Source organism: Halapricum desulfuricans (assembly GCF_017094465.1).
Classification (GTDB): domain Archaea; phylum Halobacteriota; class Halobacteria; order Halobacteriales; family Haloarculaceae; genus Halapricum.
This window is the reverse complement of record NZ_CP064791.1, coordinates 325,808-350,377: the sequence shown is the minus strand read 5'-3', so window position 1 is coordinate 350,377 and position 24,570 is coordinate 325,808. Positions and strand designations below refer to the sequence as shown.

The following is a 24,570-nucleotide window of genomic DNA, read 5'->3' as shown; positions in this document are numbered from 1 at the left end:
TTTAAAACGGTTCCCGTCACTAGGGGAGGGATATGCCGGATACAGACCGACAGCGTCGCATCCACGAGCTGGATGCAACACTTCGAGTCGGGAAAGGCGGCGTCGACTCCGTCGTCGACGAACTCGACTCACAACTCGAATCGACTGATCTCGTGAAAGTCAAGTTCCTGCGGTCAGCCCGCGGTGGGACGACCAGCGAGGAACTGGCCGAAGCGCTCGCCGAACGCACGAATGCCGAAGTCGTCCAGACCCGGGGCCACACGGGAGTGTTCCAGCGGTGATTCCGCTGCAGTTCGTCGCCGACTTCCTGATCGACGCCGGTCTCGGGGAGGCGATCGCCAGTCCACTGGGATCGCTGATCACGTTTCTCCTCGTGTTCGCCATCCTGTACTGGGGCGGAAAATCGGTCGTATTGCCGATGGTCAGCCGCGTCCTCCGCAAGCGAGGGTTGGACGAACACGCCCGGACGCCGATCCGGAAGATGGTCGCGGTTCTGGTCCTCTTCGCCGCGATCGCCGTCGCGTTCGGGATGGCTGGCTACGGCAACTTCCTGACGTCGCTGGCGACGATCGCCGCCGCGGCGACGCTGGCGATCGGGTTCGCCCTGCAGGACGTCATCGCTAACTTCGTCGCCGGCGTGTTCATCTACACGGACAAACCGTTCCGCATCGGCGACTGGATCGAGTGGGACGGCAACGCCGGCGTCGTCGAGGACATCAGCCTGCGCGTCACCCGCGTGCGCACCTTCGACAACGAACTGCTGACGGTGCCCAACTCCAACCTCACCGACGGCGTCATCAAAAACCCCGTCGCCAAGGAGCAGCTTCGCCTGCAGTTCCTCTTCGGCATCGGCTACGACGACGACATCGACAAGGCCACGGAGATCATCATCGATGAGGCCGAAAAGCACGACGAGATCCTCGACGATCCCGCGCCCTCGGTCCGGCTGACGGAACTGGGCGATTCCTCGGTCGGGCTCAAATCGCGCGTGTGGATCGATGAGCCTGGTCGCGGTGACTTCGTCAAGACCAAGGGCGAATACGTCAAGGCCGTCAAGGAACGCTTCGACGAGGAGGGCATCAACATCCCCTACCCCAACCGGACCATCGGCGGCTCGCTCGACCTCGACGGATTCGAGGCCGTCGCAAACGCCGACGAGTAACCGTTCAGCGCTCTTAAACCGACTATCCGTACTTTTATTCCTGCCTGGACGCTCCTGTCAGTCGTGGCCAGCACAGACACCCGGTATGCGCGCCTGATTCCCCATTTCATCCGGGCCGTCGGCGTCGTCCTGTTTGTTGCCCACGTCAGTATCTACATGACGTTCGTCGGAGCGACGCCGGCTGATCTGTTCAGCATCTATTTCGCGATGACGCTGCTGTCGATCGTTCCGTTCGCAGGTACGATCGTCGCCGGGTCTCTCTGGCTCGACCGCTCTCCGGTGCCGGCCAAGCAATATCTGCGGATCGGCGGCTGGTTCGCCGCCAGCCTCGGCGGGTTTTTGCTCCTGAATCTGGGGATGATCGCGATCTGGTCGGAGGCGCCGTTGAGCTGGGACCTGAGCTGGGCCGTGTGGGCCGCTGCCATCGGCGGGGCGGGCGGTGTCGTCGCCGGCACGCTGGAAGCCCGATCGATCACTCGGGCCGTCCAGGCCGAACGCGAACGCCTCGGGCGCGAAGCCGTCGAGCGACGAAACGAGCGTCTCGAGGCGTTCGCGGCCGTCGTCGCTCACGACCTTCGCAACCCGTTGCAGGTCGCTTCGAGCCACCTCGATCTCGCCCGCCAGGAGACTGAGTCTTCACACCACGAGCAGATCGACGCGGCGCTCGACCGGATGGACTCGATCGTCGAGCGGACACTCACGCTGGCACGGAGCGGACAGGTGATCGACGAACCCGAAGCTGTCGAACTCGCCCCCTTCGTGACCGATTGCTGGGCCGGCGTTCCGACCGCCGACGCGACACTGACAATCGAGAGCTCAGCCGTGATCGAAGCCGATCCCGACCGACTCCGGCACCTGTTCGAAAACCTGTTTCGTAACGCCGTGGAACACGGCTCCACGAGCCCTCGGTCGCAAGCTCCCGAGGACGCCGCGGAACACGGCTCCACGAGCCCCCGGTCGCACGCTCCTGGAGACAGCGAGGGACAAAGTCCCTCGGGCAGTCGGACCCAGTCCGACGATACTATCGAATACGCTGACTCGACGGTCGCTGTCCGAGTCGGGACGACCGAACAGGGATTTTATGTTGCGGACGATGGTCCGGGTATCTCTCCGGAGCAACGTGCGACCCTCTTCGACGACACCGACGCTTCCGGTGGGATCGGTCTCGCGATCGTCGACCGGATCGTCGACGCCCACGGCTGGGAGCTAGACGTCTCCGACAGTACAGACGGTGGCGCCCGCTTCGAGGTGACCGGGGTGTCCCTCTCGGAGACTGATACGGCGGCCCAACCCCATCAGGGTCGCTGATCAGAACAGTTTTCCGAGTGTTCCGCGGCGATCGGCGATCTCCCGATACACCCGCTCTCGGACGCGGGTGTAATCCTCGAACTGACTGAGGAACTTGACTGCCGGTTGCAGGTCTTCGCCTATGTCGGTGTGGACGAACGCCCGCTCCATCGCCGCGCCACAGGAGTAGACCGCATCACCGACTAGCAGGTGTGCACAGCTCTCGTAGTCGGCCGGCAGCCGATCACGCAGGTCCGCGGTCAACTCCGAGAAGCCGACTAGTTCGACCGCCGATCGGTCGGCGACGAACTCGGCCGCTTCCGTACAGAACGTACAGTCGTCGTCGTAGACGAGGATTGCATCCGACATACCTCGACTAGGCGCTGGACGGCACTAACCGTTGTGCCCACCACCGCCACAGTGAGGTGTCGTCGTTCCCTGGGGGAACACGTGTCTCGAACCGCGCTGTGGCTCCTCGCTGGCCTCATCTTCTCGTCGATGGGGCTGTGGCTGCTCGTTACGTCCGCGGCCGATTCGCTCTCCTGGCTGTTCGGGCTCTGGATCGCACTGCACGGGCTGGGAGCGTTGCTGGTCGGTGGCTGGCAACGGCTGCATCGCTGACGGTCGAAATATACGGTATGAATGGTGGACGGGCGGGATTGCCCGGCGTTCGAACGCGGATAGTCTCGCGCGCCTCCTCCACCCCGCGACCCGACGAGCGGCAGGTGTCCGCGGGTCCGCTGCTCGCTTCCGCGCCTGGCGGGGTGCCCGCGGTCAACCACGGTCGATCGCCCCTGCAGGCGAACTCCCGTGGACCGCTACCCCCGTCGGACGAGGCTTCCACGTTAGCTTGCGAGGTCCGCGTCCGTCGACCGGACGCACCCGGTGTTCGGCCCCCGCTAAAGACCATAGCGCGGGTATACGGGCGGGGCCTAACCGCCCGGCCTAGTCCGTCTGAAACTACCCCGCTGTGACTTAAGGGCCTTTCGCATCCTCCGCTCCCAGCAACAGCCCCAGCGCGTGTGCATACCACGTCCCCGCCAGTGGAACTCCCATCGCGACGGTGACCAGTGCCCAGCGATGGGACGCGAGAGACATATCCACGATACCGAACTGGACCGTCGAGGCCCACGCTATCGTGATTGTGACGATGAATATCCCCAGCGTGAGCGTCACGCCCGCAGCGAGCGCACGGTCGGTCCGGCCTTGTCGGCCGGCCGCGAACACGACGACTGCTGGCACCACGAGCAGGCCCGCGAGCAATGGGTTGACAACCCCCGATTCGTAGTATAGTCCGGCCGTCTGCGACTCGGTCAGCACGTACGGCGTCGCGAGCACGACGATGACCAGCAGACAGGCGGCGATCCCGACGAGGGGAGCGCTACGACGCGCGTCGACCATACGTGGGCGTGCGTGGCCACGGGTCTTAATTGCAGCGGCAAACTGACACCACAACGCCCACAACAGCCCCTCTCGTACACTCCGATATGGGATTCGGAGACACCGCAAAGAAACTGCAGAAAGTCACCTCCCTCGCCGAGGAGAGTTACAACCGGATGAACGAGCTCCGCGAACAGCTCGTCCAGCTCCGAAACGAGGTCGAATCGACCAGCCAGCAGGTCGATCGGATGGAACACGACCTGGCCGAGCAGCGCGCGCTGCTCGAAGCGCTGGCGGAAAAACAGGGCCTCGACGTCGAGACAATCATCGCCGACGCAAACATCGAGGATGTCGATGCCGAACCCGACGGTAGTCACGCTGCACCCGATGGCGACGCGACTGCCGGCGGCGCGGACGCGACGCCGTCGAACGACGCCGGGAATCGACCGACCTAATCAGTCCGCAGACGCCGGTGTTCGACTTTCAGACACCGATCCTGGACGAACTGACGGTCGCTTGATTCGACCCGTCGGCCGGACGCCTCATCGGTGATCCCCTGCTGGAGCCAGACGGTATCGATATCGTCGCGTTCCAGCACGCTCGTGACGATCTCCGGAACCTCCCCGCTGGGTCGGAACACGTCGACGACGTCGATCTCGTCGGGCACATCGGATAGCGAATCGTACGCGGGCCGGTCGAAGACCTCCTCGGCGAAGGGGTTGACCGGGATCACGTCGTATCCGTGCTCCAGCAGGTACTTCGGGACGTCGTGAGCGGCCTTTCCCGGAGTCGTCGAGCAGCCGACGACCGCGATCGTTTCGCTGTCGAGGATCGTCTCGATCGTTTCGTCGTCCGTAACTGGCATACGACTATCTTCACCGTCGCAGTGGAAAGATCCGCGCCTATCGGTCATACTCGCCTGGACGGGGACCGTCGACGCGATCGAACCGAGTGGTTTAAACCGAAACACGAGAAACACACGAGCGAGGGCGCTTAGCTCAGTTTGGACAGAGTGCTTGGCTTCGGACCAAGTTGTCGGGGGTTCAAATCCTCCAGCGCCCACTTGCTGTCGCGAGTAAATTCATGAGCGACAGCAATGCATCGCGAGGATTTGAACCAGACGGCGGCCGAACGTAGTGAGGCCGACGACGTGGTTCACAATCCTCCAGCGCCCATAGAATTTTGCTGCGAGCAAACCGCGAGCAGCAGATTCGCCATCTGGAGATTTGAACCCAGCCAGTCGCGCGCAACGAAGTGAGCACGTCTGGCTTTGGTTCACAATCCTCCAGCGCCCATCGCTGCGATTTTCGCCGAAATCACGTCAAACACCATCTGATTCCGGCGTTTCGCGTTCTACTGTTGGGATGTGTTAGCTTTCGTTCGATGCGCGACCGGGCGAGTGGTGGCCATGGGAGTTCGCGTCCATCCACACTGGTCGCTACGGAGAACATCAACGCTGATAGACACTACTGTTTCATATTCTGTCAGAATCCGCGTGCAAGACTTAGAGGCTGGATGCAGCAGTACTTGGATCACGTATCTGAAATATTATATGAGGGAGAACGATTTACTGACGCTACATCTATTCGACGAGGAATGCCTCCAGCGGCCATCGGGGGGTGTGGTCTTGCTCTTCTTGGGAGTATCCAAGGCGGAACAGGTGTAGCGGTACTTTGTCGTCTCCATCAATCAGGGACGCCAGTTCCTCGCGCATCGCGGGGCGTTCCAGAATCTGACTCATCGGATGAACGGCGATCCCCTCGGCGGTCGCAGTGAGAGCCATGCGCTCGAAGATCTGACCGGTCTTGACCCGTGCCGGCGGGGCATCCGACTCGGTCGTGAGTACGCCGACGGCGGGCGCACTCTGGATTAATTTCGAGTTCTTCTTCGCTTCGCGGTCTCCAATATCGAGGTAGGTGACGACCGCCTGCCCAATCCGTGCTTTGAGCCAGGGATCTCCGAGCGCGCCTATCCCGATCCAGTTTCCCAACTCTTTGCGATACTCTGGGTCATCCATCTGGAGTCGATCAGCTTCGGCCTGTAGTTCGGCGATCGATTCTTTCCGCCCGGGATCCTCAATCAAGTGAAATGTGACGCCATCCTCGGCGACGCAATTTCGTAATTTCTCTTGGATGGAACCACCGAGTGGCTCGTTTCCGAAGAGGTGGTGATTCGTGGATCGTTCGATGATTTGGTCGAACAATTCCGGGTGAGAACCGGATGGACTGTTCCTATCGGGGTGAAGCGTGACGATGACTGGCGGTGAGTCGTCGTGATACGCTATTTCGAATCCGATTCCGAACCGTTCGGCGGCAATACAGAGATTTTCGACAGCACATCCAAGACTGATGTGTAACTCCCGTTTGTCCTGGTCAGCCGCGTCCAGCCACCGCGCCTCGTCGGCGTGGACCTCGATTTTGCCATCTTCAACGACGAACTCCCACGGTTGAGAGTTGTGGCTGGATGGGGCAAGAACCGCATACTGGAGAAGGAATCGTGCACGCTGTGTGAGAGACGCCTCGGTCGGAAACTTGTCAGCATCGATCCCCCAAACGTCGGATGATAAGTCGTGACCCACCATGATATATATTCGCGTACCCGACCAATCAAGCTACCGTTATACCCATCTATGGGATTATAAGTCCTCGAAGCCAGTTATCGATCGACAGTTTCCAGTGCAAGACTCGCGCCCTCCATCTTGCACAGGCGCTATTGATCTCCCTATTCTCTGTCAAAATCACTGTGACCAACTTAGAGGCTGACGGCACCGTAGAAAGGTACAGTGATGAGTTATTTGAGTTCTCTATGTAGCTTCTATTGAGGTATTTAATATAATCCTCGTAAGTTATTTAGGTCAGAGTTTCGAAAAGTCAATAACTTGGGCAATAACGTGTTTAGAGAAAATACTGAACATGAGCAAGAGATGCTGTTTTCGCCTTTGAAAGATCTTTCAGGCCGGGTAAGAAAGAAACTACAGAACCACTGGTCTACTCACTTCTACGAACATGTTTTCACCCAAATTGATGAAACGAAGTTCGGACGGCTATACCACGACGGGTATAGCCGACCGAACAAGCCAGTCAACGAGCTTGTCTCCTTGGAGATTATCAAGCACCTGCTCGGCATGTCCGACAAAGAGCTCGAACATGCCTACGTCTTCGACTTCCGCGTCAGGAACGCATTAGGGAAAGAGACGCTTGGAGACAACATCTGTGAGAAGACGCTCACCAACTTCCGCCGTCGGTTGATGAAATACGAGGAAGAGACCGGTCAGGATCTGCTACACGAGGTTTTTGAGGATCACCGCACCTACTTTCAGCGCGAATTTGAGATTGATGCGAGTACGCAACGAATGGATTCGACGTTCATTGAGGCCAACATCAAGCAACTGTCTCGTGTCGATCTCCTCGCTAAAGTGCTTCACAATTTCCTGTGCGATCTCCCGGAGGAGATCGTACAGGAACTTCCTGCTGGAATGGACGAGTTCGCCGACACCGAGAACTTAGAGCTGTCCTATCATCTTGAACCGGACGAAATTCCTGCCGAGATGGAAACGCTTGCCGAGCATATCGCGTGGCTTGTTGAGCGGTTCAGAGGTGAGGCTGAATACGCCGAGTTGGAAAGTTTCGCGCATCTACAGCGTGTCCTCGATGAACAATGCTATCGCATTCCTGAGTTCGAAGACGATAATCCGGAGCCAGATGATCAAGGCCATCCCGGTGACGAGTCACCGGGCTGGCAGCCACTCCAAACGTACACCTCTCCAAGTGAATCCACGGCGACTGCTGGAGATGGACCCGACTCCGAATCGGTAGACAGAGACGCCGAAGAGAAACACGATCACGTCGGACTGGAAGAGTCCGACGAGATCGGCAGTGAATCACTGCAAAACCCTCACGACGACGAAGCGACGTATCGCTCCAAGAACGCGGAGGATTACTTCGGCTACAAGTCGAATATCGCTGAGACATGCAATGGTGAAAATCCATTCCGCTTGATTACAGCGGTTCGAGTCGATACGAACAACACGGATGATGGAGACCTCTTGGGTGAGGACGCGAGGAATCTTGCCGAGGAAACGGGATTACGTGAGCTGCTCGTAGATGGCGGGTACACGCACAAGGAAGTAGAGAAGTGCTGCCGTGATCAGGGGATCACGCAGCACTTCACAGGAATCACAGGTCAGCGTCCTGCAGCAGAGAAGATGTCGCTTGCCGCTCCAGAGTGGGATGGGACGAGAATGGTTGCGTGTCCTGCCGGACACGAACCATTCGAGCAGAACCATTACGAGACCGGCCGTATCTCGGGAAAGATGGAGAAGCAGTTCTGTGATGGCTGCCAGCACCAAGAGAACTGTTTCGTCAATGAGCAGCAGGAACACTACAGCTACGGATTCAGGGAACGGCGGGTGGAAGTTGCTCAGCGACGGAAGCGGTTAGATGATCCAGCGGAACAGGAGTTCCTGAACTTACGTGCCGGAGTGGAATCGTTGATGAACGAGATGTATCACAAGGACGGTGAGAAAACGAAGTTCACGGGGAAAATCAAGGTGAAGAACGCCTCGATAGCGAAAGCAATGGGGAGAAACCTGAAGCGAGCCTCCGGATTCCTGGAATCGGAGGCGAAGCAAGAGAAATCGGCAGGATAGCCGGGCAAGAAGTGTGTTTTGTCGCAGTCAGCCGGTCCTTCTGTGGTGACGGCTCCGTTCTGATGAGATAGTCACTGGTGATCGGGTCGGGGTGTTCTCGTCAGAACACCCCTTTCTATGGTGCCGTCAGAGGCTGGATGCAACACGGGCTCCTCGTGTTCTGTTCGTTCCGGTTTCGTCGGATGTTCTTGGCATAGTTGCCGGTAAATCTTCTCCCCGGACCTGATGACGTTCGTAGGTATCATGGAACTGTTCTACTGGATAAACTTTCACCGTTGAGGTCGCGAACCGCCAAATCAGTGGGCGTGCGTATCAATCTTCGACCCTAGTGTTATGATTATATAGAACAAACAAGTCTACGTGATAGAAAGAACGGTGCGACAAACCCCAGCAGACATTCGAAGGATTTCTGAGTTCCTTGTCCTCACGTTTGCCATCTCTTGGGGTGGTGTGACTGTGCTCTATTTCGCCGATGTCGATCTCGGAAGTAGCGCCGGGCAGGGCATTGGCACTATTATCTTCATGGGGGCCCCTGCCATCGCGGCGATTACACTCCTCCGGTTTCGCCGAGCATCCATTCGGAGGGGGTTAGGTCTTTACCGAGGGCGCATTCAGTGGATTATCCTCGCATGGATAGCGCCGGTTGGGCTTACTGCCACGATGATTGGTGTCGGTCTTGCGCTTCCAGGCACGACGTTTACGACAGAATATGCGGCGTTCTTGCTTGAACTCGGTTTCACAGAGGCGGAAGCCGTTGACACGATTGCCGAACTGGAACAGACCGGCGTTCCGGTAGTCGTCCTCCTGACCGGACTGGGACTCGTCCTCGGGGCAACGCTCTTCGCGCTCGCCGCCCTCGGCGAAGAACTCGGCTGGAGGGGGCTGTTGCTCACGGAGCTGGCACCACTCGGATTTTGGAAATTGTCGCTATGGACGGGTTTGGTCTGGGGTATCTGGCATACCCCGCTCATCCTTCTCGGACTCCAGTTCCCGAATGAGCCAGTCGTCGGGATATTCACGATGACTGTTGCAACCGTAGCTTTGTCGCCGATATACACCTACCTGACTGTCCGGGCTCAGTCGGTGCTCGCCGCGACGTTTTTTCATGGCTCATTCATCTTGGGTGTATTCACGTCGGTGTTCCTGGCAAACGGGGGCGAACTCGTGATTTCCTCCTTTGGAGTCGTCGGAATCGTGGCCGCGCTGTTTGGCATTGCAGCATGTGCGGTACACGATCGACTGCTTGCTGATGAGCAAATAATGACAGGTGAACCTCTGAGCCCCTGGCCCCGTACTAAAGCGTGAAACTGCCGTGTTCGGTTAAGCAGATACTGGGAGTGTATAATGGAATCCACCTCATAGCTTCTCAGTGGGGGTCGTCCTCTCGCTTGTTCCGGTGTAGATTGATGGGGCACTGCTCCACGCTCTATATTGTAGGATTCGGTGGAGAATTCTTGGCCCATCCTTCGTGACCGGTACGCGCACTCCATCTTGCACGACTGAATTGACCTATCCAGTCTCTATCGGAACAGCCATGATCGATAAATAACATATTTGCAGCACTGAATGACAACTCGCCCCAATCGAGACTCTTGCTATCCAGTCTGCCACCCGATGAACCTCTCAAACCCAAAAGTAAAACCGAGAAAGATGACAGCGAACACGAACCAACGGAACACATCGAAGGTGCCAGTGAACGCAAGCACGTTGAAAATGTACGACAACGATGCACCAACGAATGCAGCGACGTAGAGGTTCCGTCGGATGTCCATACAGGTACTTCTAACGATAGTGTGTTAATTCTTCCCCAGTGTCATACACGAATGCGTACTTTGATTGTCGAGTACATCTCACGAATTCCTTCGGTGCTGCATACGCGCGCTCTATCTCTTTTACTGTCGCCGCAAACGATCTTTCAATTGATAAATCGCTGTTTCTGAGCTTCCGGAATTCGGACGCCTCACGCCTGGAAAGGGGATTCATTCTACCGTCGGACAAGCGCCTCCAGCGCCCATAGCCGAGATTCTTCCCGAAATCACGGCCGACAGGTTCTGAATTCGGCGTTTCGCGTTCTACTGTTGGGATGTGTTTGCTTTCGTTCGATGCGCAACCGGGCGAGTGGTGGCCACGGGAGTTCGCGTCCAGCCACACTGGTCCCAACAGAGAACATCAATCGCCGATTGACATAACAGCGTCATATTCTGCCAAAATCCGCGTGCAAGACTTAGAGTGTGTATTTATTACAATGGTAGTATTTTAACCACTTCGATATCGGCGAATACTTGCTAAAGTAGAGAGCGTGTATTGATCAAAGACACCTTGGATCACTAGCCTCGTTATTCCGGACGGGAAGACAGCTCACGCTGTTTTGACGAACTGTGCGCTACCATCCTGCTCGATCGTGATACGATAGCCTTCATAACTAAACTTGATTTCGACCCGTGCTCCAGGGGCTGGAGGATTCGAAAATATGTAGTCGATGGTATTGCCAAGGTGTTCGTATGTGGGCGTCAGTTCTTCAGGTTGTTTCCCTTCGAGATCAGCCACTACTTTCGCAATTTGCACGGCTGGGTTCTGTTGATTGGCTACTAATTTTCGGTGGATGATTTTGTCCGAGGAATTGTTCATAGTCATCTTGGAGTTGTAACTCTACGCGATTAGTCGTCGTGGCTTATTACTTTGACTCTCATAGTAGTGTTCTTCTAATCTGGCAAATATAATGGTCGATAGTGTTATTAATCCATTCGCCATATGTTGTTTTATGGACGATTCTGAATCTTCCTCTAAACACACAGGGCGTCGTTGCGGTCAGGTTCGCGGTGTCCGACCCGACGTATCCGTTTGTCGGGGTTACTCAAGAAGCGGATTGTCGGGTTGAACTCGAAAAGATGATACCGCGGGGATCGGGCAAGTTTGCGGAGTTTTTCACCATCATGGGTGCCGATCCGGAGCGTATCCTCGACCTTGCCCAGGCAAACGACTTCGTTGAACCCCGACTCGTTGCGAGGTTTGAAGACGGTGGCCTCTTCGAGTTCGTCGTTGAGGGGTTCTGTCCCGCGCGGGATCTGGCCGAGCTCGGGGCTATTCCGCAAGAGGTGGTAGGTGAGAGCGGGAAGGGGCACATCGCTGTCGAAATACCACCGACTGAAGATGTATCCAGCATCGTCGAGGAGTTCCTCGACGACCATCCCTCGGCGACTACGACTGCCAAAGAGACGAAAGAACGCTCAACACCACTGTTTACGACTGAAGAGCTTCAACAGGTCATGGACGACCGGCTCACCGAGCGACAGAGAGAACTCCTTCTGGCCGCGTATGATGCTGGCTATTACGAACGATCACGCGAAACAACTGGCGAAGAGATCGCTGACGAGTTCGGTATTAGTCCCGCGACGCTTTCACAACATCTCCACGCTGCCGAGCGCAAACTCATCTCGCTCCTGAGCCAAGAGAACAGCAGTTCGTTTCAAAGCAAACAGTAGTAGGGTGGAAGACCGGCTCCGGAACAAGGTTACCACACTTCACCTACCGCTCGTCCGTCAATTAAAAATTGGATGTGAATCAATGGAGTGGCATTTGGAGATCTGTTCTGCACGATAGGTGTGCGTATTGACGTCCAAGCCTTACCAGTTCGACGAGACATTTCGTTCTCTCGTAAGATGGCGACTGTCAAATGACCGATTCGGGCCCTCCATCTTCTACAGGCGCTATTGACCTGTCCCCCCTCCGTCAGAAGCAACTTGACCGATACAGAGCCGGAATCTAGCAGTCGTACGATCGTGAACCGTTCCTGATGGGCAACGAGAGCGTTCTCGACGCTACTGCTGTACCTTGCTCTTGAACATGTACTTCCACAGTTGTTGTGTCTCCCACTGAGAGCGTTTCATCGTCTTCTACTAACCAGAACACGTCCTTTGTGACACTCCCCCGATCCTCAATTGCCCCCACCGTTCGATTCCAGGTATGGTTCAACTCTAGAACGACTGATTGGGTGTTGTCATTATGCGTCGGGGGAATATGAACTGTGATATCGCCGAGTATACTGAGATGGTCCCCCGGTGTGCCACTCCCGAGACAGGTTTCGACCGTGCCATTTGTGTCCGGGAACTCAGTCTCCTCGTTGAGACGAATCGAGAGATCGGCGTCGGAAACCGTAATATTTCCGTCGGGCTGCGTGTCGGTTACTCCACCGAGTACAACAATCGTCCCAACAGACGCTGTGGTGACAACGAGAAATGCCGCAATCATCCGCCGGCTAGGCGGCCAGTGAAAAAGCCACGGCAAAATATCGAAGTCCATGTTTTAGTGTACTACAGCGTATTATAGAAAGTTTCCCCAACTCCGTGCCCGTCATTGATGAGTGGCTGAGTTGAGCTACCCACGGCTGAACCGCGGGTTTTCTTCTGCATTTCGTATAGATCAGAGTCTGTGATCCGTGACCGTAACTCCACCGGCGCTTCGTCACGCACAGTCCTCTAGCAAATCGGCTCCAAGAACACCAGTCAATCCCTGGAGGGTGTCGGCCGGTCCGGATTCACGGCGTCCCGGCGGAAGGACTCGTCAAACCCTGTCAGGTCCCGCCAGCGCGCCCACATTGACATCCTCCTCCGCCTGAAGGCGGAGGAATCCCGAGCGTTGGGATATTAGGGTTTGCAGTCTCCCCGCTCTCTCGGTGTGAACCGTCCGCTCTCACGGTCGAACAGGAAGACTCCGGGCTGTGCCAACCAGCCGTTACTCATATCCCCCGTCGGGGGACTCTGAGTTATCTTTCTCCTGATGTTCACCGCACCGTTCACGTCTGCGTTCATCGTCGTCTCGCACGACGAACAGACGTACAGACCGCGCTCCACACGGTTGCTATCCCGAATCTGCCCGCAACACGAACACGTCTTGCTCGTGTTCTCCTCGTCTACACGGTCAACAAGGATGCCGTGTTCCTCGGCCTTGTATTCAAGGAGACGGGCGAATCGGTCGAACTCCCAACCGTGCAGCTTCTTGTTCCCCGACGCACCCCAATTCCGCGAGTCACCGTTCTCATCCTCGCGGATGTCACTGAGGTCGCCAACCGCGATTTTCGCCACACCTTCTTCGACACACCGCTCAACGATGTGCTTGCTGAGGGTGTGAAGGAAGTGGTCTTTGCGTCGGGAGAGTTTCTGCCGAGCCTTCTGCGCTCGCTTCGACGGGCCGTTCTCGCCTTCGGTCTGGTACTCCTCGCGGGTGAAGTAGTGTTTGTCCTCTTTCAGCGTGTTCCCCGGATACAACTCTGAGGGGCCGTCCTCGTAGTCGATGGCGAGGTAGTTGCTGATTCCGAGGTCGATACCCGCCGTGTTGTCACCGGGTGCGTCTTCGACAGGAATCTGTTTCTTGCAGACGAGGTGGAGTTCCCACTCGTCGCCGTTCCAGACGGCACGCACTTGCTGGATGTTCTCGACTTCTACGTCAGGGCGAGTTTCGTACTCCGCGAGGATGAAGTCAGACCGACCCTCTTTCAGGTTGAAGCCTTTCGAGAGGCGAAGTTGGCCGTGCTTGTCGTCGTGCTTGATGGCTCGTTTCTTCCATATGACGGTGGAGCGAGGGTGTCGGTCGCCACGTTTCCGGTAGCCCGGTGGGTTGTTGCCGTCGTCGGAGTTGTACCATCCGTTGAACGCCTCAGCAAGTTCTTCGAGAACTCGCTGACTTGACTGAGAATGCAGGTCACTATAGCGTTCGTGGTCTTTCAACTCCGACTTCAGCTCGGCTTCGTCGGGTATCTCACCGTCTTCGTCCCACCGTTGTTGGATGTAGTAGCGTCCGACGTTCCACAGTTTCGACGCGGAGAACCCGCACTGGTCGAGGCCGTCACGAACCTGACTGTGGTTCGTGATGCGTGCGACGTAGGTGCGGGTTGTCTCCAGCATCGTACTGTGTTCATAACTAGTTATGAAATAGAGTATATTAATGGTTGTGTTTGGAGTGGAATATCCAGTCTTGTTGAGTCTGTGGAAGGTGTCACTGAGTGACGGCGCGTATCCACGGCCTGAAGGCCGTGGTATTGCGCCTGTTCAGCGTATAACACAATTCCGATCGTTACCACAATCATGCCGGTTTCGGTCAGTGCGGTTTCGCCGACCCACAGCGGCGGGCCATCGAACTCGAGTCGGACGAAGGCCGGAAGGGCCTTCGACGTTGAACAGACTCGTCACACCGACGTTGAACGCCCAGTGGAGCCCGATCGAGGCACCGAGCCGCCCGGTCAGGACGTATGGAAGCGCCAGCAACACGCCTGCCAGCCTGAAGTGGAGATACTGCATGGCGGTCAGCACGTCGCCGTGAAAGTGTGCGAACACAAGCGAGGAGACGAACACGGCGACTGCGACTGGAACCGCGCCGAGCCAGCGTCCCGGGAGGATACCATCGAAACGGCTGACGAATCGTGACGGGACTCCCTCGGTCGCGTTCGTGATGAAGTACCCTCGAAATAGGAGTTCTTCGAGGAACGCCACGGCCGCATAGATCGCCACGCTCACCCCGAAGGCATTGAGGAACGTCCGCTCTTCAGCAACGAACCACCCTTCGACAGTCGCCCACCCAGCCGCGAAGTAGATCACGAACACACCGCCGGTCAGGAACAACCCGAACCCGATACTGACCACAAACTCACGCCACCAAGTCCTGCTGAACCGAAGCCCAAGCGAGCGGAACGGTCGATGATCGAGATACCGCGTGGCCAGCCAGACCGTCAGGACCGCGGTCAGATACGGAGTGTCATCTGATAAATGTATACTGACAGCCGTTAATAGCTGACTGTCGTCGTGTTCTTGTTCCGGTGACCAACAGCAGACGATCAGCGCGGATCCACCTCTTGAGTGAGACTGCCCTCATTCGCCACCAGTGCACTCCATCATTCCAGAAGTGTATTCTAGACCACAGTTAAGGTGAACCGCGTTGTATCCTCAACATATGGAAACAGCAGACAATACGGCCAGTAGTGAACGAGACGATCTCGTGTTTACTCAGCCGTTACCCGAGTACGTCGATTGGCTCGTCGCAGTGGCTATTGCACTCGGTGGAATGGCACTGACCGTCGGTGGAACTGCCGTAACTTTCGTCGTCGATCGGGACTTGATTGCCGAAGATATCGAAGCTGGTCAGATCACGGTTGTCATCTTGGAACGGGATCTCACAGAGGCTGAGATGCTCGAGTTCACATTGGAGGTCGTAAACTGGACCGGGATCGGCCTCCTCGTAACGGGTATCGGACTCGTTCTGTTTGCTATCGGATACGTCGTGTTCCGCCATCGCGCCTATCACAACGTCAGGGAGGGGGGAGACGTCGACACGTACCGATCGTCGGCGATTCTCGGCGCGGTCGCGACGACGATTCTTTCGTTCGTCCCTCTTTCGCCAATCCTTGGCGGTGGCCTCGCAGGCTATCTCGAACAGCCAGTGACGGGGCGGCCAGTAAGTGTCGGTGCACTCTCCGGATTTTTGGCGATGGCCCCGGCACTGACCCTTGTGGGATTCGTCACTGTTGGCCTGTATTCGGGACTCGCTACCGTACAAGAGACCGGACTTGGTTTCGTGGTTGTCGCGGGGATGTTCTTCGGATTGCTGGTGCTTGCTGCCTACGGAGCCGGGCTCGGTGCGCTCGGCGGCTTCGCGGGGGGCCGTCTGGCCGATAGCAGGTGAACATAGGAGACTCGCTCGGATGTGGTGGGATGACTATTCAGGTAGACATACTATAGTAGTCAGGATGTCATAGAACCATTAGCAAGGGTCTGATTCCATCCGGACTTCCGCTCACTTTCGTGTGATAGTAATCTGTCAGGAACTGTCGACACAGGCCGTATTTTCAAACTGCCGAGAGCGCGGCCCTCCTCCGAGTAGTCTTTTTATATTAGCGCGAGAAACAGCCGACGGAATGGGCCTGTTCACGTCGGCCGCGAACCGGCGACGCGTCGCCGTCCACGTCGCGGTGGTCGCGACCGTACTGGTGGGGTCGTATCTCCTCGCTCGGCAGTATCTCCCCTTTCTGCGGTCGGCCGAGCAGTTCCGTGCGTGGCTACTTGGATTTGGCCTGTGGGCACCCGTGATGTTCGTCGCCGTCCAGACGCTGCAGGTCGTGGTCGCTCCAATCCCGGGGCAGGTCATTGGCGTCGCGAGCGGCTACGTCTTCGGCGTCTGGTACGGCACCCTCTACAGTATGGTCGGGACCCTCATCGGCACTACCATCGTGTTTGTGATCGCTAGGCGGTACGGCCGCCCGTATGTCGAGCGGTTCGTCGCCCCCGAGTGGATCGACAGGTTCGACACGAACTCCGCTGACAGGGGGGCGCCGCTCATCTTCGGCTTCTTCCTCATTCCGGGTCTACCCGACGACGTGATCTGTTTTGTCGCCGGCATCACCAAGATCTCTATGCCGTATCTCATCGTCCTCGCCGCAATCGGCCGGTTCCCGTCGATCCTGCTGTTCAATCTCGTGGGCGCACAGGTGGCTGACGACCGGATCATCAGCGCCGTGACCCTCCTCGTCGCTCTGCTCGTAGTCAGCGCCGTGGCCCTGTACTATCGCGATACGCTGATCACCGTGCTCCGCCGGGAGCGTGCCTGATACTGTTGGCCATACGTCTGTCAGCGGTGGTGCAGGAGCCTTCTCTGTGATACGCATGTGCCGAGAGGCGAGTTGATCATGGAGATACCGTTCCTTCCAGCGCCCGTCTCTGGGGTTGTTTCGCAGAAGCGCGAAGAAAGTCGCGCACTTCAGGGCGGGGACTCAATCCAGTTCGATCACGACCGTTTCACAGTCCTCACACGCGAGGACTGGCTGTTCCGGGTTTTCGTATACTGAACTTGTGCCGCCACAGCAGTTCTTTCGCGTCGATTCCCGTACTGGGCCGCCACAGACCGGACACGTTCGAAGGAAATTGCGCAACGGCCGTGCGGCGAGCGCTCGAACGTCCGGGGACAGCTCCCAGTCTTCGAGCGCTTCGACCGCAGCCGTCTCGGCGATTGCGACAGCGCGGCGCAACCAGACGTCTTGACCTCCCGCCAGAAGTACGTGGTCGTCGTGGAGTTGTGCCTCGACGTCCACCGGCGACGCGTCCTCGACGCGGGTGAGCAATTCGGACTCGTCGGCGGATCGCAACGTCGCCATACGGTCGGTCCAGGCCTCGCGGAACGCGTCGTTCAGAAACAGCTGTTCGCCGTCGTCCTGGATGACCCCCGCGGCGACGAGCGATTCGAGGATGGCTCCGGGATCCGGGCCGTCCGTTCCGTCGCCCACGTCCGAGAGGGCGTCGGTTTCGCGTGGTGGCTCGCTATGGCCGAAATCCAGCGGGAGCGGTTCGACGAGCCGCGGAGCGAACCGCGGCGTGCCTGGGACGACGTACCCGCGAAGCGCGAGCACAGCGAGCCCGACGGCAACGGCGAGGACGGCCGCGACCGCGCTCCAGACTGCGATCACGGCACCGACGACCGCGATGATGCCGAGATTGACGGCGGTACACGGTCGACAGCGGTTCTCGCCGGTGTACTCGGGGCGACGCAATCGATCGAGGAGTGGAAACTGACTCATAGCTGTTGGGCTGGTCGCGTGACTGGTTCGTCGTGAACGGTATAATAGATGGTGGAATTGTCGGCGAGGCCGGCGACCCGAGCGGCGAAAAACACACGTTCGAGCCGTGCGCGAACGCTCGCCACGTTACCACGCCCCACACGAAAAGCGACTCACTGGTGTCTCCGTCACGGTCCGGGTACTTGACGGACCAGCGATTTAGCTCTTGCAGGAGTACAAACAGTTACCCGTTTGTCGGTCGTATCGGGAACACGAACCAATGAGTGAGTCAACCCCCGAGGACCCTCCCATCACACTGTATCGACTGCAAGCCTGTCCGTTCTGCGAGCGGGTCGTCCGGACGCTTGAGGAGCACGATCTCGACTACCAGTCGCGGTTCGTCGAACCGCTCCACTCCAAGCGCAACGCCGTCAAGCGCCTCACCGGGCAACGATCCGTTCCAGCTATCGTCGACGAGACGACGGGCGTGACGATGTCCGAGAGTGAGAATATCGTCGAATACATCGAGACGACCTACGGAACGGGGGCATAACGGATGGACCTCGGTTTCGATGTCGTCGAACTCGACGAACCGGACTACCCCGAGGAAGGGGCGTCCGCTCCGGAGTTCGTCCGCCCGCTGGTCAACGACGAATACTGGGAGGACGTCGCCCTGTCGGAACTCACCGCCGACGGGCCCGTCCTCCTCGTGTTCCATTCGATGGACGGGGCATTTCCGGCGACGTACATCTGGAAGGAGCTGGCCGATCGGGCCTTCGACGAGCAGTACGACGTGACGATCGTCGGCCTCTCGATCTCGACGCCGTACGAGCACAAGACCTTCATCGCGGATCGCAATCTCCCGTACCGGCTGTTCAGCGACCCCCAGAACGGCGTCGCCGAGATGTACGGCGTCGTCAACGATCTCGGCGGGTTCGCGGGCGTCAGCGAATCCCGGCCGGCAGTGTTCCTCATCGACGGGGATCGGACGGTCCGGTACGCCTGGGCCGCGCGGGAGTGGCCGGAGTTCCCGGACTACGACGAGATTGAGAATGCACTCGACCGGCTTTGATCGTCTGTTGGTGTGACCTGCGACCTACACGTCGATTTTTCGCAGCGTCTCTGACCGACCACAGTACGGACACTGGAAGTCCTCGACTGTGACGTCGTCCGGCATGTCGTAGGTGTAGTGCAGTTCGGCCATGTCGAGTTCGCAATCGTCGTTCTCACAGGAGACCTCGAGTGTTGCGGGCATACCAGCCTGTAATAGCGGCCGTCGGATAAGTCGGCGGGTCCGATATCACCCCCTGGGGGAGCCCGTCAGGTACCCGGCCGCGCCTGTACCCAGACGCCGTAGAGTACCGGGAGGGAACACGAACAGCACGGACACCACCCATTCCGGATCGGCGACCGGCCCGAGCATTCGTTCCGCGGAGGCGAAGAACCTTACCGCGTCGCCACCGAACTATCGGCCGATGTCTGTACCGACAGCTACGCTTCCGAACGGCGAACTGCCCGTCGTCGGCAAAGGGACCTACCGGCTCGACGGCGACACGGCCAGGACGGCCGTCTCGGCGGCGCTCGACACCGGCTACACGCACCTCGACACCGCCGAGGGCTACCACAACGAAGGCGAAATCGGCGACGTACTCGCCGAACACGACCGCGAGAACCTCTTCCTGACCTCGAAGGTACTGCCGAAGAACCTCGATTACGAGTCGGTGATCGACGCCTGTGAGTCCTCGCTGGAACGGCTGGGCACGGACTACCTGGATCTGTACCTGATCCACTGGCCGAACCCGGCGATCTCGCTGCGGGAGACGCTGAACGCGATGGCGACGCTGCACGACCGCGGGCTCGTTCGCAACGTCGGCGTCTCGAACTTCAGCCGATATCAGCTCTCGGCGGCGCTGCACGTCTCGGACGTCCCGATCGCGGTCAACCAGATCGAGTTCCACCCCTACCTCCAGCGACCCGAACTGGTCGAGTACTGCCAGGACAACGACGTCGTCGTCGAGGCCGCCGCACCGCTGGCCCGCACCGAGGTGCTCGACGATCCCGTGGTCGAGGACATCGCCCAGAAACACGATCGCACGCCCGCGCAGGTCGTGCTCCAGTGGGCGATCGAGAAGGACGTGGTCGTCCTGCCCCGGTCGACTTCGGAGACGCACATCGAGCAGAACTTCGAACTGTTCGGCTGGGAACTCAACCTCGAGGATCGCCGGCGCATCGACGATCTCGATCGCGACGAGCCCGTCTACGACGACCGGGCCAAAAGCTGGGAGGACGACGTCTGGGGCATCGCGGAGTAGTTCTTTTAAGTACTTCTCGTCGCAATGGCTGATAGTGAGCCTTCTGGGGTGGCTGCTTTTCTAGCGCCGGCGCTTCGCTGTCCCGTTGTAGCATCCACTCTTCGCTGTCCCGTTCGCTTCACATCCGGGCGGCGGTTGCCCGCGGCGGAACGCTCTTGAGCTGGCCGATCGAAGCCAGCGTTATGGCCGCCGCGGCGTCGCTGACCGAACCGCACGTGCTGGCCCACACGAAGAGCCACCTGTTTCCCGACGACGACAGCGAGAGCTACGTCGTCGCAGATACGCAGTTCGCCCAGGACCGGTGGATTGAGGACCGCCGGATCGCCGCCGGAGTCAAATCACGACTCGCGCCGTTCAACCACGTCCGGGTCGGCTCAGGGTATCCCGACCTGGTCGGCGTCCGGAAACTGGAGGCGGAGTATCTGGCGGTCGAGCGACTCGGCGAGGAGCCGCCGCTGGTCGTCATCGAGGCGAAGGGCCGCGGTAGTGGGGGCGTCGACGTCGAGCGGGGCGTGATCCAGGCCTACGACCGACTCGGCGAGGCTAACGTCGCGTTCGTGAGCGCACCGGCCGGGGCGATCAGCGCGACCGATCGGACGCTTGCCCGCCAACTCAACGTCGGCGTGCTCGGCGTTGACGAGGGTGGTTCGATCACGGTGCTCGAACGGCCGCGCGTGGTCGGCAACCGGACGGCCAAAGAGGCCACTGCGATCCGGTTTCAGGCCAGCGCACAGGGCGTCGTCGACCGCAACTTCAGTCTCAACCACCCGAAAAACTACCTCGCGGTCCCGCTTTCGATCGCTCACGACCGCGATCACCGCGAGTTGATCGAGACACACGTCGTCGGCGCGGTCGACGGTGCGATCGACGGCGCGGCGTTTCTGGGGCTGATCGAGGAACGCGGCCCGGACTACCGACTCACCTCCCTCGGCGAGGAGGTCGTCCGGTTCGGGCTCCGGGAGCACCCCGACCTGGACGCTGCGCTGGCCGCCTTCGAGCAGTGGCAGCGCTCGCGCAAGCGCTTTCTCGACGTCGCGCCGCGCTGGGGACAACTCGCCCGGCGGGTCGTCTTCGCGTATCCGGCGACGGAGTTGCTCGTCACGGAACTCCAGACGATGCACGACGACGGTCTCGCCAGTCCGTCGCTGGTCGAACTCGTCGAATGGCTCCACGGGCAGCATCCGACATTCACCGTCGAGTTGTTCCTGCGGGGCGAGACGGACGTGCGCGAGCGTGCGCTGACCGACGACGGCCGGCTTCGCACGCCGGTGCTCGAAGAGGGAGCGAGCTACCACTCGCCGACGGTCTTCCAGTTGAAAGCGATGCTGTTCCACGCCGGTATCCTCACCGAACGCGGCAGCGAGCCCGCGAATCTCGATCCGCGGGCCGACGAGTGGGCGCTCTGTGAGCCCCTTTCCAGAGGCCGTTGACCGTTTTCCGCCTGGCCAGTCACTCCTCAAGTTTTCCTTGCCACTGCTGTACCTCCGATAGCAACTCCACCGGCGGCGTCTCCGCAATGTCGAGATCGGCCAGCGCCTGTAGCACGTCCTCAGCGTCGTCGCCGAACCGTTCGACGAGTTCGTCCCGCTGTTGCTTTTCCTCTGCACTGGGAGCTGATTCGTCGGCGGCGTGGCTCCCGGCCGTCGACTCGTTCTGGGCCTGCTCCCCACTACTCGCTTCGCCACCGTCCGCACTCGCTGGGCCGTCGACGAACTGCCCCGAGGAGAGATCGAAGACGGCCTGTGTCGTCCCGCCATCGCCGCCACGGACGTCGATCGCCTCGTCGTTTCGGAGCCGATCGAGCACCTGCCGCGAGCGGTCGACGACCGGTTCGGGTACGCCCGCGAGGTCGGCGACGTGAACGCCGTAGGAGCGGTCGGCCGGTCCCTCGCGGACGGTCCGCAGGAACGTCACCTCTTCGCCGTCGCGGTCCGAATCCGGATCGCCGTCAACCGCCACGTGGACGTTCTGGACGGGGTCGAGTCGCTCACCCAGCTCCGTCAGTTCGTGGTAGTGGGTCGCAAACAGCGTCTTCGCGCCGACCTCGTTGACCAGGTACTCCGTGGCGGCCCAGGCGATCGAGATGCCGTCGAAGGTCGCCGTCCCGCGCCCGACCTCATCGAGAATGACCAGCGAGTCGTCGCTCGCGGAGTGCAGGATGTTCGAGAGTTCCTGCATCTCGACCATAAACGTCGAGCGGCCCTGCGCGAGTTCGTCCAGCGCACCGACGCGAGTGTAGATGCCGTCGACGAGGCCGATCCGCGCCTGTCGGGCGGGCACGAAACTCCCGACCTGTGCGAGCAGCGTGATCAGTGCCGTCTGGCGCATATACGTCGACTTTCCGCTCATATTCGGCCCGGTCACGACGAGGAACCGCCGATCGCGGTCCATCCGGACGTCGTTGGGGACGAACTCGGTCGTCCGCTCGACGACGGGGTGGCGACCGGCCTCGATCGAGATCTCGTCCCCGTCGGTCAACTCGGGGCGAGTCCAGTCGGCCCGGACAGCGTGGGTCGCCAGTCCCGCGAGAGCGTCGACCTCAGCGAGCGTCCGCCCCACGTCCTGTAAGAGTTCGGCGCGTGTCGCCACCTTCTCGCGGAGCTCATCGAACAGCTGGCGTTCGAGGTCGTGACGCTGCTCCTCGATCCGGAGCAGCTCCCGCTCTTTCTCCTCGAGTTCGTCGATTGTGTACCGCTCGGAGTTCTTCAGCGTCTTGATCTGCTCGTAGCTGTCGGGGACGGCGTCGGTCTCGCTTTTCCCGACCTGGATGTAGTAGCCGTCGGTCTTGTTGCGATCGACCGAGAGATGAGTGATCCCGTGGCGCCGCTTCTCGCGTTTCGGGAGTTCGTCGAGCCACTCCTCGATCGCTTCGTTGCGCTCGATCAACTCGTCCAGTTGCTCGTCGAATCCCTTGCGAACCAGTCCGCCCTGAGTGATCGTCCCCGGCGGGTCCTCGACGAGTGCGGCCTCGAGGGTCTCCCGGAGCTCGCGAGCGCGGTCGAGATCGGCCCGTTCGAGCACCGCAGCGAGTGGTGAGTCGGCCAGTCGATCGGTATCGGCGACGATCTCCCGGGCCGTCGGGAGCAGGGCAAGCGTCTCGCGGGCGGCGACCAGATCTCGCGCGTCCGCACTCCCGGAGGCGGCCCTGCTCGCCAGCCGTTCGAGATCGTAGGCGTCACCGAGTACCTCCCGCAGTCGGTCGCGAGCGAGCGCGGCCTCGGTCAGTGCGGCCACTGCGGACTGGCGGCGCTGTAGCTCCGCGCGGTCACGACGCGGTCGCTGGAGCCAGCTTTGCAGCAGGCGCCCGCCGGCGCTGGTGACGGTGTGATCGATCGTCGCGAACAGCGATCCCGACCGATCGCCCTGCATCGTTTCTGTGAGTTCGAGGTTGCGCTGGGTCGTCGCGTCGAGTTCGACGTGATCGCCGTCGCCGTGGGCCTGCAGGCGCGTCATCGAGGCCAGCACGCCCTGGCCGGTCTCCTCGACGTAGTTCAACACCGCACCGGCCGCACGAACGGCCGCGTCGGTTTCGATCCCGACGCTGTCGAGTGCGCCCTCGCCGAACTGCTCGCGGACGCGGTGGCGCGCCCGCCCGGGAGCGAAGGCCTCGGCCGTGTGCAGCGTCAGGGCGGCGTCGGTCCGTCCCCGAAGGCGTTCCAGCAGGTCATCGTCGTTTCGCACGTCGGGCCCCGGCAGGATCTCGACGGGATCGAACCGGTAGATCGTCGTCAGCAGCTCGTCGGCGTCGGCGGCGGTCGTGACGTGGAACCGGCCGGTCGTTACGTCCGCGAACGCCAGGCCGTAGTCCTCGTCGTGGACGACCGTCAGCAGATACCGCGCGTCCGCGTCGGTCACCGCAAGCAGGGTCCCGGGTGAGACGACGCGGGTAATCTCGCGTTCGTGGCCGTCGCCCGCCTCATGCTGGTCGGCGACGGCGACGCGATAGCCCCGTTCGACGAGTGACTTGAGATACGGCGTCAGCTCCTCAACCGGAACACCGGCCATCGGATACGAGGAGCCGTGGCTGGATTTCTGGCTCACCTTCAGATCGAGCTCGTCGGCGACCAGTTCGGCGTCGGAATCGAAAAACTCGTAGAAGTCGCCCACCTGCATCGCCAGTACGTCGGCGTCGGTCTCGGCTTTCAGATCGAAGAACTCGCCGACGATGCCGGTCGCCTCGGTCATACTCTCGGGTGAGAGCGGTATCGGTTAAAACACTGCGGGTTGCCGGAACGTGACCGCGAGA

The 24,570-nt window shown here is 59.7% G+C and carries 25 protein-coding genes, 1 tRNA gene and 1 other RNA gene; 15 read left to right on the top strand and 12 right to left on the bottom strand.

Annotated elements, in window-relative coordinates; all coding sequences use genetic code 11:
* The first annotated feature begins 32 nt into the window (after nt 1-32).
* The 3 genes from HSEST_RS01745 to HSEST_RS01735 all read left to right on the top strand — a co-directional run bounded on the left by HSEST_RS01745 (nt 33) and on the right by HSEST_RS01735 (nt 2,470).
* The gene (locus HSEST_RS01745; protein ID WP_229121847.1) at nt 33-281 is read left to right on the top strand and encodes a YhbY family RNA-binding protein; all 249 of its coding nucleotides are present in this window, start codon (nt 33-35) and stop codon (nt 279-281) included.
* Nucleotides 281-1,162 (top strand): mechanosensitive ion channel family protein, encoded by an 882-nt coding sequence (locus HSEST_RS01740; RefSeq protein WP_229122961.1) that lies wholly within the window; start codon nt 281-283, stop codon nt 1,160-1,162. The genes HSEST_RS01745 and HSEST_RS01740 overlap by 1 nt, the downstream gene beginning before the upstream one ends.
* A gap of 63 nt (nt 1,163-1,225) precedes the next feature.
* The gene (locus HSEST_RS01735) at nt 1,226-2,470 is read left to right on the top strand and encodes a sensor histidine kinase (protein WP_229121846.1); all 1,245 of its coding nucleotides are present in this window, start codon (nt 1,226-1,228) and stop codon (nt 2,468-2,470) included.
* Here HSEST_RS01735 and HSEST_RS01730 read toward each other — a convergent pair whose 3' ends face one another.
* The gene (locus HSEST_RS01730; RefSeq protein WP_229121845.1) at nt 2,471-2,818 is read right to left on the bottom strand and encodes a DCC1-like thiol-disulfide oxidoreductase family protein; all 348 of its coding nucleotides are present in this window, start codon (nt 2,816-2,818) and stop codon (nt 2,471-2,473) included.
* An 81-nt stretch (nt 2,819-2,899) separates the two neighbouring features.
* Here HSEST_RS01730 and HSEST_RS01725 point away from each other — a divergent pair, with 81 nt between their 5' ends.
* Nucleotides 2,900-3,070, top strand: a complete 171-nt coding sequence (locus HSEST_RS01725) for a hypothetical protein (protein WP_229121844.1) — start codon at nt 2,900-2,902, stop codon at nt 3,068-3,070.
* Between the two features lie 26 nt (nt 3,071-3,096).
* On the opposite strand, the gene ffs is transcribed toward HSEST_RS01725, so the two are convergent.
* Both ffs and HSEST_RS01715 read right to left on the bottom strand, forming a co-directional pair.
* An RNA gene (gene ffs, locus HSEST_RS01720) (signal recognition particle sRNA) lies at nt 3,097-3,405 on the bottom strand.
* A gap of 19 nt (nt 3,406-3,424) precedes the next feature.
* Nucleotides 3,425-3,850 carry a DUF7548 family protein gene (locus tag HSEST_RS01715; protein ID WP_229121843.1) on the bottom strand — a complete coding sequence of 142 codons (426 nt, stop codon included), beginning with the start codon at nt 3,848-3,850 and terminating at the stop codon, nt 3,425-3,427.
* A gap of 86 nt (nt 3,851-3,936) precedes the next feature.
* Here HSEST_RS01715 and HSEST_RS01710 point away from each other — a divergent pair, with 86 nt between their 5' ends.
* Nucleotides 3,937-4,284 carry a DUF5798 family protein gene (locus HSEST_RS01710; RefSeq protein ID WP_229121842.1) on the top strand — a complete coding sequence of 116 codons (348 nt, stop codon included), beginning with the start codon at nt 3,937-3,939 and terminating at the stop codon, nt 4,282-4,284.
* Here the strand turns inward: HSEST_RS01710 and HSEST_RS01705 are convergent.
* Nucleotides 4,281-4,694 (bottom strand): CoA-binding protein, encoded by a 414-nt coding sequence (locus HSEST_RS01705; RefSeq protein WP_229121841.1) that lies wholly within the window; start codon nt 4,692-4,694, stop codon nt 4,281-4,283. The genes HSEST_RS01710 and HSEST_RS01705 overlap by 4 nt on opposite strands.
* 122 nt (nt 4,695-4,816) lie before the next feature.
* Between HSEST_RS01705 and HSEST_RS01700 the strand changes: the two genes are divergently transcribed.
* Nucleotides 4,817-4,891: transfer RNA gene (locus HSEST_RS01700), tRNA-Arg, on the top strand.
* 520 nt (nt 4,892-5,411) lie between these two features.
* Here the strand turns inward: HSEST_RS01700 and HSEST_RS01695 are convergent.
* Nucleotides 5,412-6,410, bottom strand: coding sequence for an Acg family FMN-binding oxidoreductase (locus tag HSEST_RS01695; protein ID WP_229121840.1), 999 nt, complete (start codon nt 6,408-6,410; stop codon nt 5,412-5,414).
* A 297-nt stretch (nt 6,411-6,707) separates the two neighbouring features.
* On the opposite strand from HSEST_RS01695, the gene HSEST_RS01690 reads away from it, so the two are divergent.
* The gene (locus HSEST_RS01690) at nt 6,708-8,477 is read left to right on the top strand and encodes a transposase (RefSeq protein WP_229121839.1); all 1,770 of its coding nucleotides are present in this window, start codon (nt 6,708-6,710) and stop codon (nt 8,475-8,477) included.
* Nucleotides 8,478-8,837: 360 nt separating this feature from the next.
* On the top strand, nt 8,838-9,782 hold the full coding sequence (locus tag HSEST_RS01685) for a CPBP family intramembrane glutamic endopeptidase (RefSeq protein ID WP_229121838.1): 945 nt from the start codon (nt 8,838-8,840) through the stop codon (nt 9,780-9,782).
* A gap of 1,053 nt (nt 9,783-10,835) precedes the next feature.
* Here the strand turns inward: HSEST_RS01685 and HSEST_RS01680 are convergent.
* The gene (locus HSEST_RS01680; RefSeq protein WP_229121837.1) at nt 10,836-11,105 is read right to left on the bottom strand and encodes a HalOD1 output domain-containing protein; all 270 of its coding nucleotides are present in this window, start codon (nt 11,103-11,105) and stop codon (nt 10,836-10,838) included.
* Nucleotides 11,106-11,206: 101 nt separating this feature from the next.
* Between HSEST_RS01680 and HSEST_RS01675 the strand changes: the two genes are divergently transcribed.
* Nucleotides 11,207-11,959, top strand: coding sequence for a bacterio-opsin activator domain-containing protein (locus tag HSEST_RS01675; RefSeq protein ID WP_267491902.1), 753 nt, complete (start codon nt 11,207-11,209; stop codon nt 11,957-11,959).
* A gap of 280 nt (nt 11,960-12,239) precedes the next feature.
* Here HSEST_RS01675 and HSEST_RS01670 read toward each other — a convergent pair whose 3' ends face one another.
* The 3 genes from HSEST_RS01670 to HSEST_RS01660 form a co-directional block, all read right to left on the bottom strand.
* On the bottom strand, nt 12,240-12,776 hold the full coding sequence (locus HSEST_RS01670; protein WP_229121835.1) for a hypothetical protein: 537 nt from the start codon (nt 12,774-12,776) through the stop codon (nt 12,240-12,242).
* A gap of 344 nt (nt 12,777-13,120) precedes the next feature.
* Nucleotides 13,121-14,377 carry an RNA-guided endonuclease InsQ/TnpB family protein gene (locus HSEST_RS01665; protein WP_229121834.1) on the bottom strand — a complete coding sequence of 419 codons (1,257 nt, stop codon included), beginning with the start codon at nt 14,375-14,377 and terminating at the stop codon, nt 13,121-13,123.
* Between the two features lie 144 nt (nt 14,378-14,521).
* Nucleotides 14,522-15,112 (bottom strand): CPBP family intramembrane glutamic endopeptidase, encoded by a 591-nt coding sequence (locus tag HSEST_RS01660; RefSeq protein ID WP_229121833.1) that lies wholly within the window; start codon nt 15,110-15,112, stop codon nt 14,522-14,524.
* 307 nt (nt 15,113-15,419) lie between these two features.
* On the opposite strand from HSEST_RS01660, the gene HSEST_RS01655 reads away from it, so the two are divergent.
* Nucleotides 15,420-16,148, top strand: coding sequence for a DUF5518 domain-containing protein (locus tag HSEST_RS01655; RefSeq protein WP_229121832.1), 729 nt, complete (start codon nt 15,420-15,422; stop codon nt 16,146-16,148).
* A 232-nt stretch (nt 16,149-16,380) separates the two neighbouring features.
* The gene (locus HSEST_RS01650) at nt 16,381-17,070 is read left to right on the top strand and encodes a TVP38/TMEM64 family protein (protein ID WP_229121831.1); all 690 of its coding nucleotides are present in this window, start codon (nt 16,381-16,383) and stop codon (nt 17,068-17,070) included.
* 162 nt (nt 17,071-17,232) lie between these two features.
* Here the strand turns inward: HSEST_RS01650 and HSEST_RS01645 are convergent, their stop codons facing one another.
* Nucleotides 17,233-18,033, bottom strand: a complete 801-nt coding sequence (locus HSEST_RS01645) for a hypothetical protein (RefSeq protein ID WP_229121830.1) — start codon at nt 18,031-18,033, stop codon at nt 17,233-17,235.
* Between the two features lie 259 nt (nt 18,034-18,292).
* Between HSEST_RS01645 and HSEST_RS01640 the strand changes: the two genes are divergently transcribed.
* Nucleotides 18,293-18,565 (top strand): glutaredoxin family protein, encoded by a 273-nt coding sequence (locus HSEST_RS01640; RefSeq protein ID WP_229121829.1) that lies wholly within the window; start codon nt 18,293-18,295, stop codon nt 18,563-18,565.
* 3 nt (nt 18,566-18,568) lie between these two features.
* The gene (locus HSEST_RS01635; RefSeq protein WP_229121828.1) at nt 18,569-19,084 is read left to right on the top strand and encodes a redoxin domain-containing protein; all 516 of its coding nucleotides are present in this window, start codon (nt 18,569-18,571) and stop codon (nt 19,082-19,084) included.
* A 24-nt stretch (nt 19,085-19,108) separates the two neighbouring features.
* On the opposite strand, the gene HSEST_RS01630 is transcribed toward HSEST_RS01635, so the two are convergent.
* Nucleotides 19,109-19,267, bottom strand: coding sequence for a DUF7559 family protein (locus HSEST_RS01630; RefSeq protein ID WP_229121827.1), 159 nt, complete (start codon nt 19,265-19,267; stop codon nt 19,109-19,111).
* Between the two features lie 220 nt (nt 19,268-19,487).
* Between HSEST_RS01630 and HSEST_RS01625 the strand changes: the two genes are divergently transcribed.
* On the top strand, nt 19,488-20,324 hold the full coding sequence (locus HSEST_RS01625) for an aldo/keto reductase (RefSeq protein WP_229121826.1): 837 nt from the start codon (nt 19,488-19,490) through the stop codon (nt 20,322-20,324).
* Between the two features lie 182 nt (nt 20,325-20,506).
* Entirely contained in the window at nt 20,507-21,754 is a 1,248-nt protein-coding gene (locus tag HSEST_RS01620; RefSeq protein ID WP_229121825.1) for a hypothetical protein, read from the top strand.
* A gap of 19 nt (nt 21,755-21,773) precedes the next feature.
* On the opposite strand, the gene mutS is transcribed toward HSEST_RS01620, so the two are convergent.
* Complete coding sequence (gene mutS, locus HSEST_RS01615) at nt 21,774-24,509, bottom strand: DNA mismatch repair protein MutS (RefSeq protein WP_229121824.1); 2,736 nt, start codon at nt 24,507-24,509, stop codon at nt 21,774-21,776.
* Nucleotides 24,510-24,570 lie beyond the last annotated feature (61 nt).

Excerpts from the sequence above, each read along its gene's own strand:
- HSEST_RS01630 (WP_229121827.1), bottom strand. The coding sequence starts at position 19,267 with ATGCCCGCAACACTCGAGGTCTCCTGTGAGAACGACGATTGCGAACTC.
- HSEST_RS01640 (WP_229121829.1), top strand. The coding sequence starts at position 18,293 with ATGAGTGAGTCAACCCCCGAGGACCCTCCCATCACACTGTATCGACTG.
- HSEST_RS01665 (WP_229121834.1), bottom strand. The coding sequence starts at position 14,377 with ATGCTGGAGACAACCCGCACCTACGTCGCACGCATCACGAACCACAGT.
- HSEST_RS01625 (WP_229121826.1), top strand. The coding sequence starts at position 19,488 with ATGTCTGTACCGACAGCTACGCTTCCGAACGGCGAACTGCCCGTCGTC.
- HSEST_RS01705 (WP_229121841.1), bottom strand. The coding sequence starts at position 4,694 with ATGCCAGTTACGGACGACGAAACGATCGAGACGATCCTCGACAGCGAA.
- HSEST_RS01635 (WP_229121828.1), top strand. The coding sequence starts at position 18,569 with ATGGACCTCGGTTTCGATGTCGTCGAACTCGACGAACCGGACTACCCC.
- HSEST_RS01695 (WP_229121840.1), bottom strand. The coding sequence starts at position 6,410 with ATGGTGGGTCACGACTTATCATCCGACGTTTGGGGGATCGATGCTGAC.
- HSEST_RS01680 (WP_229121837.1), bottom strand. The coding sequence starts at position 11,105 with ATGAACAATTCCTCGGACAAAATCATCCACCGAAAATTAGTAGCCAAT.
- HSEST_RS01710 (WP_229121842.1), top strand. The coding sequence starts at position 3,937 with ATGGGATTCGGAGACACCGCAAAGAAACTGCAGAAAGTCACCTCCCTC.
- HSEST_RS01645 (WP_229121830.1), bottom strand. The coding sequence starts at position 18,033 with ATGAGTCAGTTTCCACTCCTCGATCGATTGCGTCGCCCCGAGTACACC.
- HSEST_RS01655 (WP_229121832.1), top strand. The coding sequence starts at position 15,420 with ATGGAAACAGCAGACAATACGGCCAGTAGTGAACGAGACGATCTCGTG.
- HSEST_RS01730 (WP_229121845.1), bottom strand. The coding sequence starts at position 2,818 with ATGTCGGATGCAATCCTCGTCTACGACGACGACTGTACGTTCTGTACG.
- HSEST_RS01745 (WP_229121847.1), top strand. The coding sequence starts at position 33 with ATGCCGGATACAGACCGACAGCGTCGCATCCACGAGCTGGATGCAACA.
- HSEST_RS01620 (WP_229121825.1), top strand. The coding sequence starts at position 20,507 with ATGGCCGCCGCGGCGTCGCTGACCGAACCGCACGTGCTGGCCCACACG.
- HSEST_RS01670 (WP_229121835.1), bottom strand. The coding sequence starts at position 12,776 with ATGGACTTCGATATTTTGCCGTGGCTTTTTCACTGGCCGCCTAGCCGG.
- mutS (WP_229121824.1), bottom strand. The coding sequence starts at position 24,509 with ATGACCGAGGCGACCGGCATCGTCGGCGAGTTCTTCGATCTGAAAGCC.
- HSEST_RS01715 (WP_229121843.1), bottom strand. The coding sequence starts at position 3,850 with ATGGTCGACGCGCGTCGTAGCGCTCCCCTCGTCGGGATCGCCGCCTGT.
- HSEST_RS01650 (WP_229121831.1), top strand. The coding sequence starts at position 16,381 with ATGGGCCTGTTCACGTCGGCCGCGAACCGGCGACGCGTCGCCGTCCAC.